General features: G+C 62.6%; 11 protein-coding genes. 7 read left to right on the top strand and 4 right to left on the bottom strand.

What is annotated here, in order from left to right; all coding sequences use genetic code 11:
• Positions 1-39: 39 nt before the first annotated feature.
• The 4 genes from PAN08_RS13905 (at position 40) to PAN08_RS13890 (ending at position 7,201) form a co-directional block, all read left to right on the top strand.
• Positions 40-711, top strand: a complete 672-nt coding sequence (locus tag PAN08_RS13905; protein ID WP_269792103.1) for an ion channel — start codon at positions 40-42, stop codon at positions 709-711.
• A 247-nt stretch (positions 712-958) separates the two neighbouring features.
• Positions 959-3,271 (top strand): winged helix-turn-helix domain-containing protein, encoded by a 2,313-nt coding sequence (locus PAN08_RS13900; RefSeq protein ID WP_269792328.1) that lies wholly within the window; start codon positions 959-961, stop codon positions 3,269-3,271.
• Between the two features lie 114 nt (positions 3,272-3,385).
• The gene (locus tag PAN08_RS13895; RefSeq protein WP_269792102.1) at positions 3,386-4,279 is read left to right on the top strand and encodes a helix-turn-helix domain-containing protein; all 894 of its coding nucleotides are present in this window, start codon (positions 3,386-3,388) and stop codon (positions 4,277-4,279) included.
• A 51-nt stretch (positions 4,280-4,330) separates the two neighbouring features.
• Positions 4,331-7,201: a TonB-dependent receptor gene (locus tag PAN08_RS13890; protein ID WP_269792101.1), complete on the top strand. Its 2,871-nt coding sequence runs from the start codon at positions 4,331-4,333 to the stop codon at positions 7,199-7,201.
• 263 nt (positions 7,202-7,464) lie between these two features.
• Here the strand turns inward: PAN08_RS13890 and PAN08_RS13885 are convergent, their stop codons facing one another.
• Positions 7,465-8,580, bottom strand: coding sequence for an HDOD domain-containing protein (locus tag PAN08_RS13885; RefSeq protein ID WP_269792100.1), 1,116 nt, complete (start codon positions 8,578-8,580; stop codon positions 7,465-7,467).
• A 161-nt stretch (positions 8,581-8,741) separates the two neighbouring features.
• The gene (gene ppa / locus PAN08_RS13880) at positions 8,742-9,287 is read right to left on the bottom strand and encodes an inorganic diphosphatase (protein ID WP_269792099.1); all 546 of its coding nucleotides are present in this window, start codon (positions 9,285-9,287) and stop codon (positions 8,742-8,744) included.
• Between the two features lie 512 nt (positions 9,288-9,799).
• On the opposite strand from ppa, the gene PAN08_RS13875 reads away from it, so the two are divergent.
• Both PAN08_RS13875 and PAN08_RS13870 read left to right on the top strand, forming a co-directional pair.
• On the top strand, positions 9,800-11,020 hold the full coding sequence (locus PAN08_RS13875; protein ID WP_269792098.1) for a helix-turn-helix domain-containing protein: 1,221 nt from the start codon (positions 9,800-9,802) through the stop codon (positions 11,018-11,020).
• A 47-nt stretch (positions 11,021-11,067) separates the two neighbouring features.
• A complete protein-coding gene (locus PAN08_RS13870; RefSeq protein WP_269792097.1) occupies positions 11,068-11,742 on the top strand; it encodes a glutaminyl-peptide cyclotransferase in 675 nt (224 codons plus the stop codon).
• A gap of 130 nt (positions 11,743-11,872) precedes the next feature.
• On the opposite strand, the gene PAN08_RS13865 is transcribed toward PAN08_RS13870, so the two are convergent.
• Positions 11,873-13,900 (bottom strand): sodium-translocating pyrophosphatase, encoded by a 2,028-nt coding sequence (locus PAN08_RS13865; protein WP_269792096.1) that lies wholly within the window; start codon positions 13,898-13,900, stop codon positions 11,873-11,875.
• Positions 13,901-14,144: 244 nt separating this feature from the next.
• Between PAN08_RS13865 and PAN08_RS13860 the strand changes: the two genes are divergently transcribed.
• A complete protein-coding gene (locus PAN08_RS13860) occupies positions 14,145-14,648 on the top strand; it encodes a hypothetical protein (RefSeq protein ID WP_269792095.1) in 504 nt (167 codons plus the stop codon).
• Positions 14,649-14,667: 19 nt separating this feature from the next.
• Here PAN08_RS13860 and PAN08_RS13855 read toward each other — a convergent pair whose 3' ends face one another.
• Positions 14,668-14,796 (bottom strand): hypothetical protein, encoded by a 129-nt coding sequence (locus PAN08_RS13855; protein ID WP_269792094.1) that lies wholly within the window; start codon positions 14,794-14,796, stop codon positions 14,668-14,670.
• Between the last annotated feature and the right edge of the window lie 235 nt (positions 14,797-15,031).

Raw genomic sequence — 15,031 nt, 5'->3', positions numbered from 1 at the left:
ACGGCATTTGTTGTCGCGCGTGCACAGGGAGGTGCAGCCATGCCATCGCATTTGAGGTGGATTGCGTACGCGCGGCGACATCCGTCGGCCTGGTTGTTGGCCGTGCAGTTGTTGGGTGTGTTGTTGTACCCGGCGATGGAGCACATGCCGGCTGGCCGCGCGTTGTTTGGCGCGTTCGGAATGGCGGTGCTGGGCTTGGCGGTGTGGGTGGTGCGGCGCAGTCCGTTGACGATCTGGCTCGCTTTGCTACTGGCGGTTCCCGCCGTGATCTTCTCGGTTGCCGGTGCGCTGTTTGATCGGCCGTCATTGATGACAACGGCGCAGGTGTTTGAGTGTCTGCTGTATTTCTACACGGCCTGCAGTCTGACGGCCTACATGCTGCAGGACCATAAAGTCACCCGCGATGAATTGTTTGCTGCAGGAGCTACTTTCACCCTGCTGGCATGGGCATTCGCATTCGCGTATTCAGTGTGCCAGCAGTGGTATCCGGGCAGTTTTGTTGCCAGCAGTGATGGCGATTTCAGAAGCTGGATGGAGTTGCTTTATCTCAGCTTCAGTTTGTTGTCAGGCGTAGGACTGAGTGACGTGGTGCCGGTGCATCCGCAGGCACGCGCATTGGTCATGCTGGAGCAGTTTTCAGGCGTTATGTATGTCGCGCTGGTGGTATCGCGCTTGGTGGGTTTGACCATACACAAAGCGTCAAAAAGCTGAACGCCAGATAAAAAATCGCGCCCGAAGGCGCGAATCGTGCAGCGATTATGTGAATTCCGTCGGCGAGAGAGAGCCTGATGTCTTCCGGTGTGAGCACACCGGCAACTTGCTTAGAGTAATATTCGTTCCAGTTGGAACATTTGCTCTTTGCGTCGATGACTTTTGCTGATCTTGGCGATTGGGCGCTGTATTTTTTCGCATGTTGGACACCGGAGTTGTGTCTGGCCTGCGTTCTTTCCTGATCGTGATGCAGACAGTCGACAATTCGAGGCCGGAAGCTGACCGGCTCAACATCGGCGCATGCGTGGTACTGCTCTCCTCGCGTGAGGTGCATGGCCCCGGCGCACGCAACGTGCAGCGTTTGACGCCGAAGAGTGTGGGCGTATTGCTGGTGCTTGCGCGTCGTGCCGGCCAGGTGGTGACGCGCGACGAATTGTTTGCGGATGTGTGGCCGGACACCATGCCGACCAACGACGTACTCACCCAAGCGGTGACCCAGCTGCGCAAGGTATTTGCGGCGGCCGACGGCGGTGACGACAGCGCTCCTTATATCGAAACCATCGCCAAGACCGGCTATCGGTTGTTGGCACCCGTGGTGTGGGACGAAACGGACCTCTCCGGCGCCACGCCGGAAAATAGCGAGATTGCTGCAGCCGCGCGCAGTGACGTGCCAGCGGCGGTGGCAACATCAACCAAATCTGCACGCGAGCTGCGTCGAAAGCTGCGCCGTCGTGTACTGCTGGCCGTGGGCCTGGTGCTGTTGGCCAGTACGGTAGTGATGGCGTGGCTGTTGTGGGGCCGCGCTTCGCCGAACTCGCCGGGTGATGAAGTGGATGCCAGCGGAACCCGCGTGGTGGGTAGCCCGGCGCGACCCTATCGGCTGATTACGTCCAATGCGGCGTTCGAGACCACCCCCACGTTGTCGCCCGATGGTGCACTGGTGGTGTTTGCCAAAGAGGCAGTAGGGCGCTCGACATTGTGGATACAGAGCACCGGCAGCACCCCGCCGGTAGCGCTGGTTACGACGCCCGCCGATGCGTCTGACCGCTTCCCGGTGTGGTCACCGGATGGGCGCCAGATTGCGTTTGCCCGCTTCATGCCGCACGCGGGCTGCGAAGTGCTGCTGGTGTCGGCCACCGGCGGTGATGCGCGTCGCGCCACCCGTTGTGATGGCACTGACATGCTCAGTTTCAGTTGGTCGGCGGATGGTCGCAGCCTGCTGTTCGGCTCAATGACCGGTGCTTATGCCAGCCGAGGTATCCGCTCTCTGGAATTGGCTTCCGGGCGTTGGTCATCGCTGTCGTACGAGATGGGGGCCGATGATTTTGACTACGCCCCGCAGTATTCGCCCGATGGCAGCAGGATTGGTTTTGTCCGCAACCCTCAGGTGGGTGATTTGTGGATGATGGACGCCGATGGCAGCAACGCTGAGCGGCTGACCGACGATGCCGCCGAGATCCGAGGCTGGAGTTGGCTGCATTCGGATGAAATTGTATTTGGCCGACGTGTGGACAGTGAGTCGCGCCTGTATCGGCTGGATGTCGCCACGCGAACTTTGCGCGACATGGGCGTGGACGATGCACGCAACCCGGCGGTGTCACGTCATGGCGGTAATTTGGCTTTTACGCGGGACCGGCCGCAATTTGGCTTGTTCCGGATTCCCTTGACGGAAGGCGGTGGCGAGCGCGTGCGCTTGTTTGCGTCCTCCGGGCGCGATGCGCAGCCGATGGTGTCGCCGGACGGCGCCCAGCTTGCTTTCACCTCGGATAGATCCGGCACGTTCGCGTTGTGGTGGGGCCGATTGGCCGAGCCCAATTCGTTGCGGGTGGTGGAAGGGCTGCGCCCGGAAGCGCGACAGCCGATGGATTGGTCCAGCGATTCCCACAGCCTGCTGGTAAATGGGCGCGACGCCGACGGGCTACCGGGCATTTATGAAGTGATGCCGGAAGACGGACGCTGGAAGAAGCTGGCGGTACCGGTGCGCGAGCCGTTGCAGGCGATTTACGGAAGCGTGCCGGGGACATTGCTGGTGGTGGAGCGCAGCAATGATGATCGGATGTCGCTGGCGTTGTTCGACCGCACGCAAACACCATGGAAACGTATGGCCTCACTGGAAGGCGTTTCGCAGGTGCGGTTGGACCGTGTCGGCAATCGTGTTCTGTTCACGCGGCTGGGCAGTGGCGGTTTGTGGCAGGCCGGGCCGGACTTGGCCGCGGACAGCATCCTGCCGGTGAACAAGGAAGTGCCGACGCGCTGGCGCTACCGTACCTGGGCCGTGGCCGGCAGCGGCATGATCGGTTACATGAGTATCGGCGCCGGCTGCGCCAGCCAGTTCAGTGTGATCGACGGTGAAGGTACCGGTACCGGCCGATGCCTGGACCCGAGCAAGTTCAGTTCCAGCAACGGCATGAGCCTGGCGCCCGACGGCAGCGCCGCATTCATTGCTTTGGGCGTCGCCGATGGTGCCGACATTGGTGTGATGCGCGTGCCCAAGCGTGCGCCGCGAAGAGTGCTCGGCGTCGCCAAGTGGTTGCTGTGGTTGGAGAAACCGCTTTCGTAGTTCTTTCGTAAGAGGCTTCCGGAATCTTTCGGAGCAATCTCGCAGGATCTTCCTGACGCTGCCGGCCAGACTTGGCAAAACCATCGCCCATTGAAGGCAAAGAGATGGTGCAGCATGCGACAGGTTTCCTGGGTGGATCGTGGGCAGTCGGTTTCGTTCGAAAAGGCAGAGGACGGTCCGCGTCCGTGCTGTGTGGGCGTTGCACGCCTGGGCAGCCTGCAGACCTCGGGCACGGTGTTCACCGTATGGCTGCAGCTGCGTGGCACCACCTGGGTGGAATCGAAGGAGGGCAAGTTCCGTCTGCGTCAGCGCGAGTGGATTGCCTTTGAGAAAGAATCCCGTCCGTTGATCCAGGCGGGCCGCGATGGCATCTGCATCGGCGTGAGCCTGGATGCAGATGCACTGCGCATGCTCGGCACCGTAGCCGACTGCAGTGTGTACACCGGACGTGGCCGCATGAGCCTGGCTGAAGCTCGCATGGCGCTGCGTCTGTGGCGCGAGGCCCAGAGCCCGGGCAGCAGCGTGCATCAGCTGCGGCCGTTGCTGCTGCACTTGGCATCCTTGCAGCGTGAGTTGTCCGGCACCGTGCAGCGTTGCCCGGGCCGTTCGCGCATGCGCAAGCGACAGGTATTTGGACGCATGCAGCGCGCGCGCATGTACCTGGAGGGCAACAGCCACCGCGTAGTGCGCATCGGCGAGCTGGCGGAATTGACCAACTTCTCCAGTTGGTACTTGTCCAAGACGTTCCAGAGCCTGTATGAAGAAAGCCCGCAGTCGCTCTCCGCACGCCTGCGCCTGGAGCGCGCAGCGATGTTGTTGCGCGATACCGACATGATGATCGGCGAAGTGGCTTCTGCCAGTGGCTTTGATAACTGTTGCAGTTTCGCGCGTGCATTCCGCGCTCGCTTTGGCACATCGGCAACGCGTTACCGCGACATGCCTGAAACGCTGAAGCCAGATTCGGCAAAGTTTAAGAGCGGTTCGCGCAAAACAATCGAGGCTGCGTGAACGTAACGTTCAGGGGTGTTTAACACACCACTAACGTAATCGGAGAGATTGATGAATTTTCGTACTCCCGCTGTGCGGCTGGGCTTGCTCCCGGCTGGCATCGCGCTGGCACTGACGCCGGCTTTTGCTTCGGCGCAGGACGCCGCTGCCGGTGCCACCACGCTTGATCGTCTGGAAGTTACCGGTTCGCGCATTCGTGGCGCTGACATGGAAACCCAGCAGCCGATCGTGACCTTGAGCCGCGAAGCACTGGAAAAGCAGGGCTTCACCTCGGTCGCCGACGTGCTGCAGAACCTAACCTCGGCCGGCTCCCCGGCCATCTCGCGTTCGGATTCGCTGTCTTCGGGCGAGAACGTGGGCGGCTACTACGTCGACATCCGCAACCTTGGCGCACAGCGCACCCTGGTGCTGATGAACGGCAAGCGTCTGGGTGCCACCACCGGCGGCCTGCAGGATCTGAGCCAGATCCCGATGGGCGCGATTGAGCGCATCGAAATCCTGAAGGATGGCGCGTCGGCCATCTACGGTTCGGACGCCATTGCTGCTGTGGTCAACGTGATCACCCGCAAGCGCTTTGACGGTGCTGAAGCCAGCGTCTATGTCGGCCAGTACGGCGAAGGCGACGGCGAGACCACGCAGTACTCGATGACCCTGGGTTCGGAAGGCGAGCGCGGCGGCATCACCATGTCGGCCGAGTACTACAAGGCCAAGCCGGTCTGGGCAAAGGATCGTGATTTCAGTGCCCACGGCAACTCCGGCCCGAACTACCCGGGTGCAGGCGCCAGCGCCATCAACGAAAAGGGTTCGTTCTGCGACCCCTGCGCCACGCCGGGCATCAAGGCGGGCCAGCCGGGCTACGTCTCCAATGACGACGTGCTCTGGTACACGCTGAAGGACGGCGGCAACCCCAGCAATCGTTCGGACTACCGCCTGCAGACCGCCGCTGACTCGGTCAACGCCAACGAGCAGATGGGCGTGCAGACTGGCATAGAGCGCAAGTCGCTGTATGTCAACGGCAACTACGATCTGACCGACGCGATCACCTTCAATGCGGACGTGGTCTACAACGAGCGCACCACGGACCAGCAGATTGCCGGCTACCCGTACCAGGCTGCTTCGTTCGGCACGCCGCTGTCGGCTGACAGTGCGTTCAATCCGAATGCCGGTGACACGACGTTCCGTCGCCGCCTGTGGGAAATGCCGCGTACCACCGAAAGCAAGCTGAAGACCCTGCGCTTTGCGCCGAACGTGGAAGGCTACTTCGAGTTTGCCGGCCGTACCTTTGACTGGGACGTCGGCGCGCTGTGGAACCGCAACGAATCCACCAAGATCGGTCGTGGCGACATGAGCCTGATCGCAGCCGAGCAGGCGCTGGGTGCATCGTTCATCAACGCTGACGGTGTGGCTCAGTGCGGTAGCGCTGCCAACCCGGTTGCGCTGTCCGATTGCCGTCCGTGGAACCCGCTGCTGCCTTACGGCGTTGCAGGCCCGGGCTCGCTGGCCGACGCGGCTACGCAGGCCTTCCTGTTCCCGCAGTTCACCAACACCGGTATCACCAAGACCACCAGCTTCACCGCCAACCTCGCAGGCTCCATCGTGACCCTGCCGGCCGGTGACCTGGGCTTCGCCATGGGCGTTGAGCACCGTGAAGAACAGGGCCGCTATGTTCCGGATGCGTTCGCGCAGTCGGGCCAGAGCACCGGTCTGGGTTCGACCACCACGTCGGGCAAGTACGACCTGGATGAGGTGTACCTGGAGCTGAACATCCCGGTTCTGAGCGACATGCCGTTCGCCAAGGAACTGAGCTTCAACGTTGCCAGCCGTTACTCGGACTACAGCAACTTCGGTGACACCATCAACTCGAAGTTCGGCTTCGTGTGGCGTCCGATGAGCGAGCTGCTGGTCCGCGGCACCTACGCCCAGGGCTTCCGTGCTCCGACGATCGACGATCTGTACGGTGGCATCAACAGCAGCTTCGAGCCGTACACCGATCCGTGCGGCCTGGGTTCGACCAACAGCGTCAATGGCAACGCAGCCTGCAACGCCGCTGGTGTGCCGCTGGGTTACACCCAGCTGGACCAGAGCATGAAGCCGTGTACCTCGTACCCGTGCGCCACACCGGACCAGTTCATCTCCGGTGCCAACGCCAACCTGAAGCCGGAAACCTCCACCAGCAAGACCGTTGGTCTGGTGTGGAGCCCGCGTTGGGTGCAGGGTCTGGACATCTCGCTGGATTGGTACCGCTACGAGATCAGCGACATGATCATCAGCGACAGCGTCGACCGCATCCTGCGTGATTGCTACGTGCTGGGTAATGCGGCACGTTGCGCCGGTATCACCCGTGCGTCCGACGGTCACATCAGTGCTATGACCTACGGCCTGGCCAACTTGGGCCAGATGGAAACCGAAGGTTTCGATCTGGGCGTCAAGTACCGCCTGCCGGAACTGGCCATCGGTCAGTTCAACATCGATTGGCAGACCAGCTACCTGTCCAGCTACGACGAGCAGGGCCAGAACAGCGCCGGTGACAACATCACCATCGGTCGCGTGGGTGAAGCCGGTCTGTTCCGCGTGCGTTCCAACGTGGGTGTCAACTGGGAGTACGGCGATTTCGGCGTGAACTACACCGCTCGTTACTACTCGGGCATGAAGGAAAGCTGCATCACCAACCGTCCTTGCACCGAGCCGGATCACATGGCTAACGGCGAAGGCGATGCAATCCGCAAGACCGGTTCCAACACCTTCCACGACCTGCAGGTCAGCTGGAAGGCACCGTGGGATGCGACCGTGGCCATGGGTGCGAACAACCTGTTCAACCACCAGGGTCCGATCATGTTCTCGGCGCCGAACTCGAGCTTCCCGTACTACGGTGGCTTTGACATCGGTCGTTTCCTGTACATGAAGTACACCCAGCGCTTCTGATCCATCGAAGTTCTGTGCAACATGACAAAGGGTGGGCCTTCGGGCCCACCCTTTTTCTTTGCCACATCGTTGGCAACGCAACCAGGCAATCACGCAACTGCGTGATCAAGCCGCAGTGTCGAGCCATGCACCGCAAGTGCCTTATCGATTGAGCCACGGCAGAGTACGACTGCGCTCTAAACACATGCTGTCGAGAAACGTTCGGCAAAAAAAACGGCCGCACAAGGCGGCCGTTGATCTGCTTCGGTGTGCTTCGTCGGAACTTATGCGTCGACGTTGATGCCCATCATTTCGTCAGCCATTTCGCGCCATTGCGCCAGTTTGGGCAGCACGCCGACGCGTGCCAGATACTCTTCATCGACCGCGTGCCCGGCGGCCAATGCGCAGGCCACATGCACCGCGCCTGCCACCCAGAAGCTGCGCACGTTGGAGCGTTGTGGCTGCAGGTGGAAGGCCACCGCTTCGATGATCGGCATCGGCAGGCCCCACAGGCCCAACAGGTATGCGCCTGCTTCGGCATGGCCAGGACGCTCGTCGCCGGCTTCAAGCGGCAGGCGTTCGTCGCGCACGCCCGCCAGCAACAGACCGATGTCGGCCAACAGCGCGGCAGTGGCGCCCAGTTCGGCGCTGGATGCCGGCAACATCTTTGCGGCCAGCTGCGAAGCCATCAGTGCACGCGACTGCAGGGCGCTGCGCTCGCTGCCAGACATGCCGGGCAGGGCGAACACTTCGCTGGCGAGCACCAGGTCACGCAGCGTGGAAAGCCCGAGGCGTGTCACTGCGCCGCGCAGGTCGGAGATCGCGCGGCCGTTGTTGAAGAATGCCGAATTGGACAGCTGCAATACCTTCGCAGCGATGGCCGGATCGGTGGCGACCAGCTTGGCGATGTCGGCGGTGTTGCTGTCCTCGTCGGCTTCCAGCGCGTGCATCAGGCTCAGATACAGGTGCGGCGGCGAGGGCAGTTTCTCGATGCGGCCGATGGCGGCGCGCAGACGCGTGCCGTCCAATAGCTCACGCAGCTCCTCCAGGCTGGTGAGTGCTTCGAGCAGCACTTCCGGCGCCAACGGCAGCGGCAGGAAGCGATGCGCCACGCCGATGATGCGTGCAGAAGGCACGCGCTGGCTGCTGTCACCATCGATCAGGGCGATGCGGATGGTTTCCGGGCGCAGGGTGCGGATCTGGCCAAGCAGCGTGACCGGTGACAGGTCGGGCAGGGTGGGGGCGGCGATCACCGCATCGATGGTTGCCGAGGCCACTGCCACGATGGCGGCACTGCCATCGGGTACCGACTGTACTTCCCACTCGTCGCCCAGATCGTCGACGTATTGGAGAAGCTCGGCGGGCAGGCTGGCTTCGCCACCGACTAACAGGATTCGCAAGACACATTCCCCTTGGAAAAACACACGGCCACATACAGAAACAGGCCGGATAACCGGCCTGCAAATGTAGCGAATCACTGGCAGCTGGTCATGTTCCGCACGGACGAAACGTGATCGCTGTCGCTGCAGGAGGTCAAGATATGACTGCCTGCAGCAGGTGATCAGCCTTCCTGTGCCTGCTGAGCGAGGAACATCTGGTGGGCTTCGACCAGGATCTTCTTGGCTTCGGCGGCATCGCCCCAGCCTTCGATCTTGACCCACTTGCCCTTTTCCAGGTCCTTGTAATGCTCGAAGAAGTGACCGATGCGCTCCAGCCAGTGGCTGGACACATGGTTGATGTCTTCAACGTGGGCATAGCCACTGAAAATCTTCGCCACCGGAACGGCCAGGATCTTCTCGTCGCTGCCGGCTTCGTCGCTCATTTTGAGCACGCCAACCGGACGGCAACGCACCACCGAGCCCGGGACCAGCGGCAGCGGCAGCACGACCAGCACGTCAGCCGGGTCGCCATCGCCACACAGCGTCTGCGGCACGAAGCCGTAGTTGCAGGGGTAGCGCATCGGCGTGGAGAGGATGCGGTCGACGAAGATCGCGCCGCTTTCCTTGTCCATTTCGTACTTCACCGGCTCCGAATCCTTCGGGATCTCGACGATGACGTTGATTTCTTCCGGCGGGTTTTTGCCCGGCGAGACAAGCTTCAGGCTCATTGCGCTGACTCCGAGTCGTGATGTGTAGGGGAAACCACGCATTCTACGCGCCCCCTTATTGCGCTGCATCAAGCCACTGCCTGGATAGCGGGAGATCCGCGCGAGATGTGATTTTTTAGCCGTAAAAACAATGAGTTGATGGGAGGGAGAGGCCGCATGAAGCGCGCCCTCACCCGAACCCCTCCGCGCGCCCGGACCATGCGTCAGTGCAAGGGCGGTCGAGGAGCAGCTCGCTCCCTGTTGCTTTCAGCCCGCAAGTGGGAGGGGGCGGATTGGTGGGTTTACCGGTACCGCCTCGGCTCGTTGCACAACAAGCCCCTCTCATGCTGGCGGGAGAGGGGTTGTGGTGAGGGCACTCTGGCTTCAAACACCCCGCGACAAGACCACAACATTGAAGGCGGCGGCCTGCGCGCTGCAGGGCAGCCACACGGCGGTCCAAAGAACCGGCCGACAACGCGTAAGCAAGGCCTGGCTTGAATGCACACCTGCGCACGGGCAGGTAGCCTGTCCCGATGGATTCCCTGATTGCAGCTTCCGCGCGCGCACTGGCCGCCGGCGATGTCCTCGCTGCGCTCAAGCACGTTGCGCTGCGTGATGATCCAGCAGCGCTGGCGTTGCGTGGGATTGCCATGGCCCAGCTTGGCGAACTGGCGCGTGCGCGCGAGCTGCTGCGACGTGCGCGACGCGGGTTCGAGACGCATGAGGTATTGGCGCGTGCGCGCTGCGGGTTGGCAGAGGCCGAAGTGTCGCTGGCCATGCGCGAACTCGGTGGTTCGTCGCGCCCCCTGCTGGCTATCGCAACGATTCTGGAATCGCGTGGCGATCATGCCAATGCGCTGCAGGCGTTGCTGATTTTGGCGCGCCGTTTGTTGTTGCTCGGAAAGCTGCAAGAGACCGCCAGCATCCTGGCGCAGCTTGATGGAAGGCCGATGCCCCCCGCGTTGGCCGCAATGACCGAACTGACCTCCGCCGCCCTGGCGTTGCGCGGGTTGCGGGTCAACGAGGCCCGCGAGGCGCTGGAGCGGGCGCGCGTTGCAGCGGGGAGTGCGGGCATTCCTGCGCTGCAGGCAGAAGTTGACGAAGCCTGTATCAGGCTGGGTCAACCAGCTGCCCGTCGTGTGGCCATGGGTACCGAGCATGCGTTACGCATCGATCAGGTACAGGCGCTGCTGGATTCCGGCGCATTGGTCGTGGATGCCTGCCGCCGTGGCATACGGGTGGGCACCGACTGGCAATCGCTGGCAAGGCGCCCGGTGTTGTTTGCCTTGGCCCGCGCGTTGGCTGAAGCCTGGCCGGGGGGTATCGAACGTGACGCGCTCATCGCGCGCGCATTTGGCATGCGCCATTGTGATGAAACCCTGCGCGCACGCCTGCGCGTGGAGATCGGCCGCCTGCGAGCACTAATCGTTACGCAGGCCCGCATTGAAGCCACGCCGGACGGCTTCCGCCTGCTGCCGTGCACGGCAACCGAGGTGATGGTGCTGGCGCCGCCGATCGAAGGCGAACAAGCCGCTCTGGCCGCGCTGCTTGATGATGGCGCGGCATGGTCCACATCCGCGTTGGCGCTGGCGTTGGGAACGAGCCAGCGCGGCGTGCAGCGGGCCTTGGTTGAGTTGGAAACGGCCGGGCGCGTGCGTTCGAGTGGACGTGGCCGTGCGCAGCGTTGGCGGTCGATGCCGCTGACCGGATTCACGACGATCTTGTTACTCCCTGCTGCGCTGCCGATTGACTAGGGTCGTTGGCAGGCACTGAATCCCCGACGTGCCAGGAGATTGCAACGATGAACAATGAAACCCTCAACCCTGCACGGGCATCAACGAAGGTAAGCCCGGCCGAGGTAGTGCGCGATTACGGCCCATTTGCCGGCTCGGACTGCATCAACGGTGTCAGCTTTGACGGACGCAACGTATGGGCAGCTACCGGCGCTGCGCTGGTGGCCTTTGATCCGCACAGTGGTGACCCGGTACAGACGCTGGCATTGCCCTGCGATGCCGGTACTGCCTTTGATGGCATTCACCTGTATCAGATCGCCGAAGCGCGCATCGACAAAATCGATCCGCGTAGCGGCGAAGTGGTGTCCTCGATTCCCGCGCCCGGTGCCGGCACCGATTCGGGCATGGCCTGGGCCGAAGGCAGCCTGTGGGTGGGGCAGTACCGGCAGCGCAAAATCCACCAGATCGACCCCGCCAACGGGGCCATTCTGCGCACGATTGAATCCGACCGTTTCGTCACCGGCGTGACCTGGGTGGATGGCGAGCTCTGGCATGCCACGGGCGAAGCGGAGCAGAGCGACATCCGTCGTATCGACCCAGAGACAGGTGCCGTACTGGAGCGCCTGCAGATGCCGGACAGCATCAGTGTCAGCGGCCTGGAGGCCGATGGTGGCGATTTGTTCTATTGCGGCGGCGGCCTGAGCGGCCGGGTACACGCCGTGAAACGTCCACGTTCACGCTGAGCAGCGTATGCAGCCGGCTGCAAGCTGCGGCCATTGGCCTTGCAGGTCAAAAGCACTCCAGCCCGCTGCAGCCCTTGAAACCCCTCTCCCGCAGCGGGAGAGGGGGCGGGTCATGCACCGTTGGCTTCGATTACAGCAGCGGCACCAACAGCAGCGCGACGATGTTGATGATCTTGATCAGCGGGTTGATTGCCGGCCCGGCCGTGTCTTTGTACGGATCACCCACCGTATCGCCGGTCACTGCCGCCTTGTGCGCTTCGCTGCCCTTGCCGCCGAAGTGACCGTCTTCGATGTACTTCTTGGCGTTGTCCCAGGCGCCGCCGCCGGTGGTCATCGAGATGGCCACGAACAACCCGGTGACGATGGTGCCGATCAACAAACCGCCCAATGCCTTCGGCCCGAGTAGCAGGCCAACCACCACGGGCACGGCAACGGGCAACAACGAGGGCACGATCATTTCCTTGATCGCAGAGCGCGTCAGCATGTCCACGGCCTTGTGGTATTGCGGCTTGGCGGTGCCCTGCATGATGCCGGGGATTTCGCGGAACTGGCGGCGGACTTCTTCCACCACCGCGCCTGCCGCACGGCCCACCGCTTCCATTGCCATCGCACCAAACAGATACGGAATCAGACCGCCGATCAACAGCCCGATGATCACCGTGTGGTCGGACAGATCGAAGGTGAAGGTCTCCCCCGGATGTGCGATCTGCAGGTTGTGCGTGTAGTCGGCAAACAGCACCAGCGCCGCCAGCGCCGCCGAACCAATCGCATAACCCTTGGTCACGGCCTTGGTGGTGTTGCCCACCGCATCGAGCGGGTCGGTGATGTTGCGGATTTCCGGCGGCAAATCGGCCATTTCAGCGATGCCGCCGGCGTTGTCGGTGATTGGCCCGTAGGCGTCCAGCGCGACGATCATGCCGGCCATCGACAGCATTGCGGTGGCGGCGGTGGCAATGCCGTACAGCCCGCCGAAGTAGTGCGCCAGCCAGATCGCCACGCACACCGCGATTACCGGCAGTGCGGTGGATTTCATCGACACGCCGAGGCCCGCGATGATGTTGGTGCCGTGGCCGGTGGTCGATGCCTGCGCCACATGCTGCACGGGCTTGTACTGCGTGCCGGTGTAGTACTCGGTGATCCACACGATCAGGCCGGTCAACACCAGTCCGATCAACGCGCAGAAATACAGGTTCAACGGCCCGTGGCTGTTGTCGGCCATCAACTGCGTGGTGACCGGCCAGAAGGCGATGGCGGCCAGCACGCCGGAGACGATCACGCCCTTGTACAGCGCACCCATGATCGAGCCGCCGTCTTTCACCTTCACGAAGAAAGCGCCGATGATCGAAGCGATGATCGACACGCCACCCAGCACCAGCGGGTACAGCACGGCGTTGCGGCCGACCTCGTCCATCATCATGCCGCCCAGCAGCATGGTGGCGATCACCGTCACCGCGTAGGTCTCGAACAAGTCCGCCGCCATGCCAGCGCAGTCACCGACGTTGTCGCCAACGTTGTCGGCGATCACCGCCGGGTTGCGCGGGTCGTCTTCGGGAATGCCGGCTTCCACCTTGCCGACCAGGTCCGCGCCCACGTCCGCACCCTTGGTGAAGATGCCGCCGCCCAGTCGCGCGAAGATTGAAATCAGCGAGCTGCCAAATGCCAGGCCCACCAGCGCATGCAGGTTGTCAGCCTGACTCAGGCCCAGCCGCTGCAGCAGCATGTAATAACCGGCCACGCCGAGCAGGCCGAGGCCGACCACCAGCATGCCGGTGATCGCACCTCCGCGGAACGCTACATCCATCGCCGCGCTCATGCCCTTGCGAGCCGCTTCGGCAGTACGCACGTTGGCGCGCACCGACACATTCATGCCGATATAGCCGGCTGCACCGGACAGCACCGCACCAATTGCAAAACCGATGGCGGTGTACCAACTGAGAAAGAAGCCGACTAGCACAAACAACACCACGCCGACGATGGCGATGGTCAGGTACTGGCGGTTGAGATAGGCCCGCGCACCTTCCTGGATGGCGGCGGCGATTTCCTGCATGCGGGCATTGCCGGCAGGTTGTCGTAGGACCCATTGGGCCGAGATGATGCCGTAGACGATGGCGACAGCGGCGCAGACAAGCGAAAGCACAAGACCGTACTGTTCGAGCATGACCCCTCCAGCGTTGGTGGATGCCATCCAGCTGTGGATGAAGCGGGGACACGCCGGGTAGATCGAAGCACTGGAACAGACCCGGGCCGCATGCGGCTGTGGTACGTGTCGCTGTGTTCAAACAAACTGAGGCGCGCCGAGTATGACTGGCGGCTGTCTCGGCCGCCAGCCGCCATAGGCCTTGCCAAAGGGTTCAGCAGCAGGCTGGCAACGTCGGCAGCCTGCTGATATGGAATCGCCGACGATGAAAACACTCCCCTTGATCCTGCTGGCCGCACTGCCCCTGCCGCTGTTTGCAGCCAATGCCAAGCCCGAGATCGAGCGCCCGGCCGCCAGTGCTCAGGCAAATGCTGCGTTGCACACGGTGCGGCAGATTCCCGAAGCCTGTACCCGTATCGAAGGCCGTTTCACCGGTGAGGCCGGCGCGCCCTATGACATGCAACTGGTACGCACCAGCGAACAGTGCCAACCGCGTGCCATGTTTCTGGACTTCGCGAAGGTCAACCCCAGCGAAGCGAACGGTTGGAAGCTCAATGAAGTGGTGCGAATTCCCTCGGCGGCCTGTCGTTCGCAACAGGCGTTGGTTGAGGTATGGCGCAAGCCAGCGGGCCAACAGGTAGCGCTGGACGGGCAAGGCCAGAACCGGGTCTATCTGGAAGACGCCAAGGCACAGGCCGCCACCGGCCGACTGGCTGCATTGCCCGCGTATGCAGCGAAGTTGGACGTGCAGGGTTCATCCTGCCGCTGAGTGCTCCGCGTCTGTTGTTTCAATGACGCGGAGCAGTGGCCGCGTTGTTGTCCTGATCTGCCAGGTGTTGGCCGAAGCGATAACCGGCCGCACCCAACAGGCAGACGATGAGGAAGCCAAGCATTCCGATCAGTATTTTCCTGAACATGATGCGCTTGCCTACAGGGAATGTTGATCCGAAGGGTGCGCCGCTGGCTGCAGCGACGCACCTGCGTGAAGTCATCACCACGAATGGGCAGCGGGCACGGCGGAGGTTGAATTTGGATTGGCCGCGCAGGCGGGCTGTTGACTGGATAGGCCGTCAATCCGTCGCCCGGGTACGCGCAGCGCAAGCGGGAATCACAAACCGAGCAGATTCCCGATGCGTCATTCCCGCCGGCGCG

This window comes from Stenotrophomonas sp. Iso1 (assembly GCF_027497995.1).
Lineage (GTDB): Bacteria > Pseudomonadota > Gammaproteobacteria > Xanthomonadales > Xanthomonadaceae > Stenotrophomonas.
Note: the sequence above shows the minus strand (reverse complement) of the source record. Positions and strands in the feature narration are given on the sequence as shown.

Bases quoted from the DNA above. Each gene is read 5' to 3' on its own strand.
- PAN08_RS13905 (WP_269792103.1), top strand. From the start codon at position 40: ATGCCATCGCATTTGAGGTGGATTGCGTACGCGCGGCGACATCCGTCG.
- PAN08_RS13900 (WP_269792328.1), top strand. From the start codon at position 959: ATGCAGACAGTCGACAATTCGAGGCCGGAAGCTGACCGGCTCAACATC.
- PAN08_RS13895 (WP_269792102.1), top strand. From the start codon at position 3,386: ATGCGACAGGTTTCCTGGGTGGATCGTGGGCAGTCGGTTTCGTTCGAA.
- PAN08_RS13890 (WP_269792101.1), top strand. From the start codon at position 4,331: ATGAATTTTCGTACTCCCGCTGTGCGGCTGGGCTTGCTCCCGGCTGGC.
- ppa (WP_269792099.1), bottom strand. From the start codon at position 9,287: ATGAGCCTGAAGCTTGTCTCGCCGGGCAAAAACCCGCCGGAAGAAATC.
- PAN08_RS13875 (WP_269792098.1), top strand. From the start codon at position 9,800: ATGGATTCCCTGATTGCAGCTTCCGCGCGCGCACTGGCCGCCGGCGAT.
- PAN08_RS13870 (WP_269792097.1), top strand. From the start codon at position 11,068: ATGAACAATGAAACCCTCAACCCTGCACGGGCATCAACGAAGGTAAGC.
- PAN08_RS13865 (WP_269792096.1), bottom strand. From the start codon at position 13,900: ATGCTCGAACAGTACGGTCTTGTGCTTTCGCTTGTCTGCGCCGCTGTC.
- PAN08_RS13860 (WP_269792095.1), top strand. From the start codon at position 14,145: ATGAAAACACTCCCCTTGATCCTGCTGGCCGCACTGCCCCTGCCGCTG.
- PAN08_RS13855 (WP_269792094.1), bottom strand. From the start codon at position 14,796: ATGTTCAGGAAAATACTGATCGGAATGCTTGGCTTCCTCATCGTCTGC.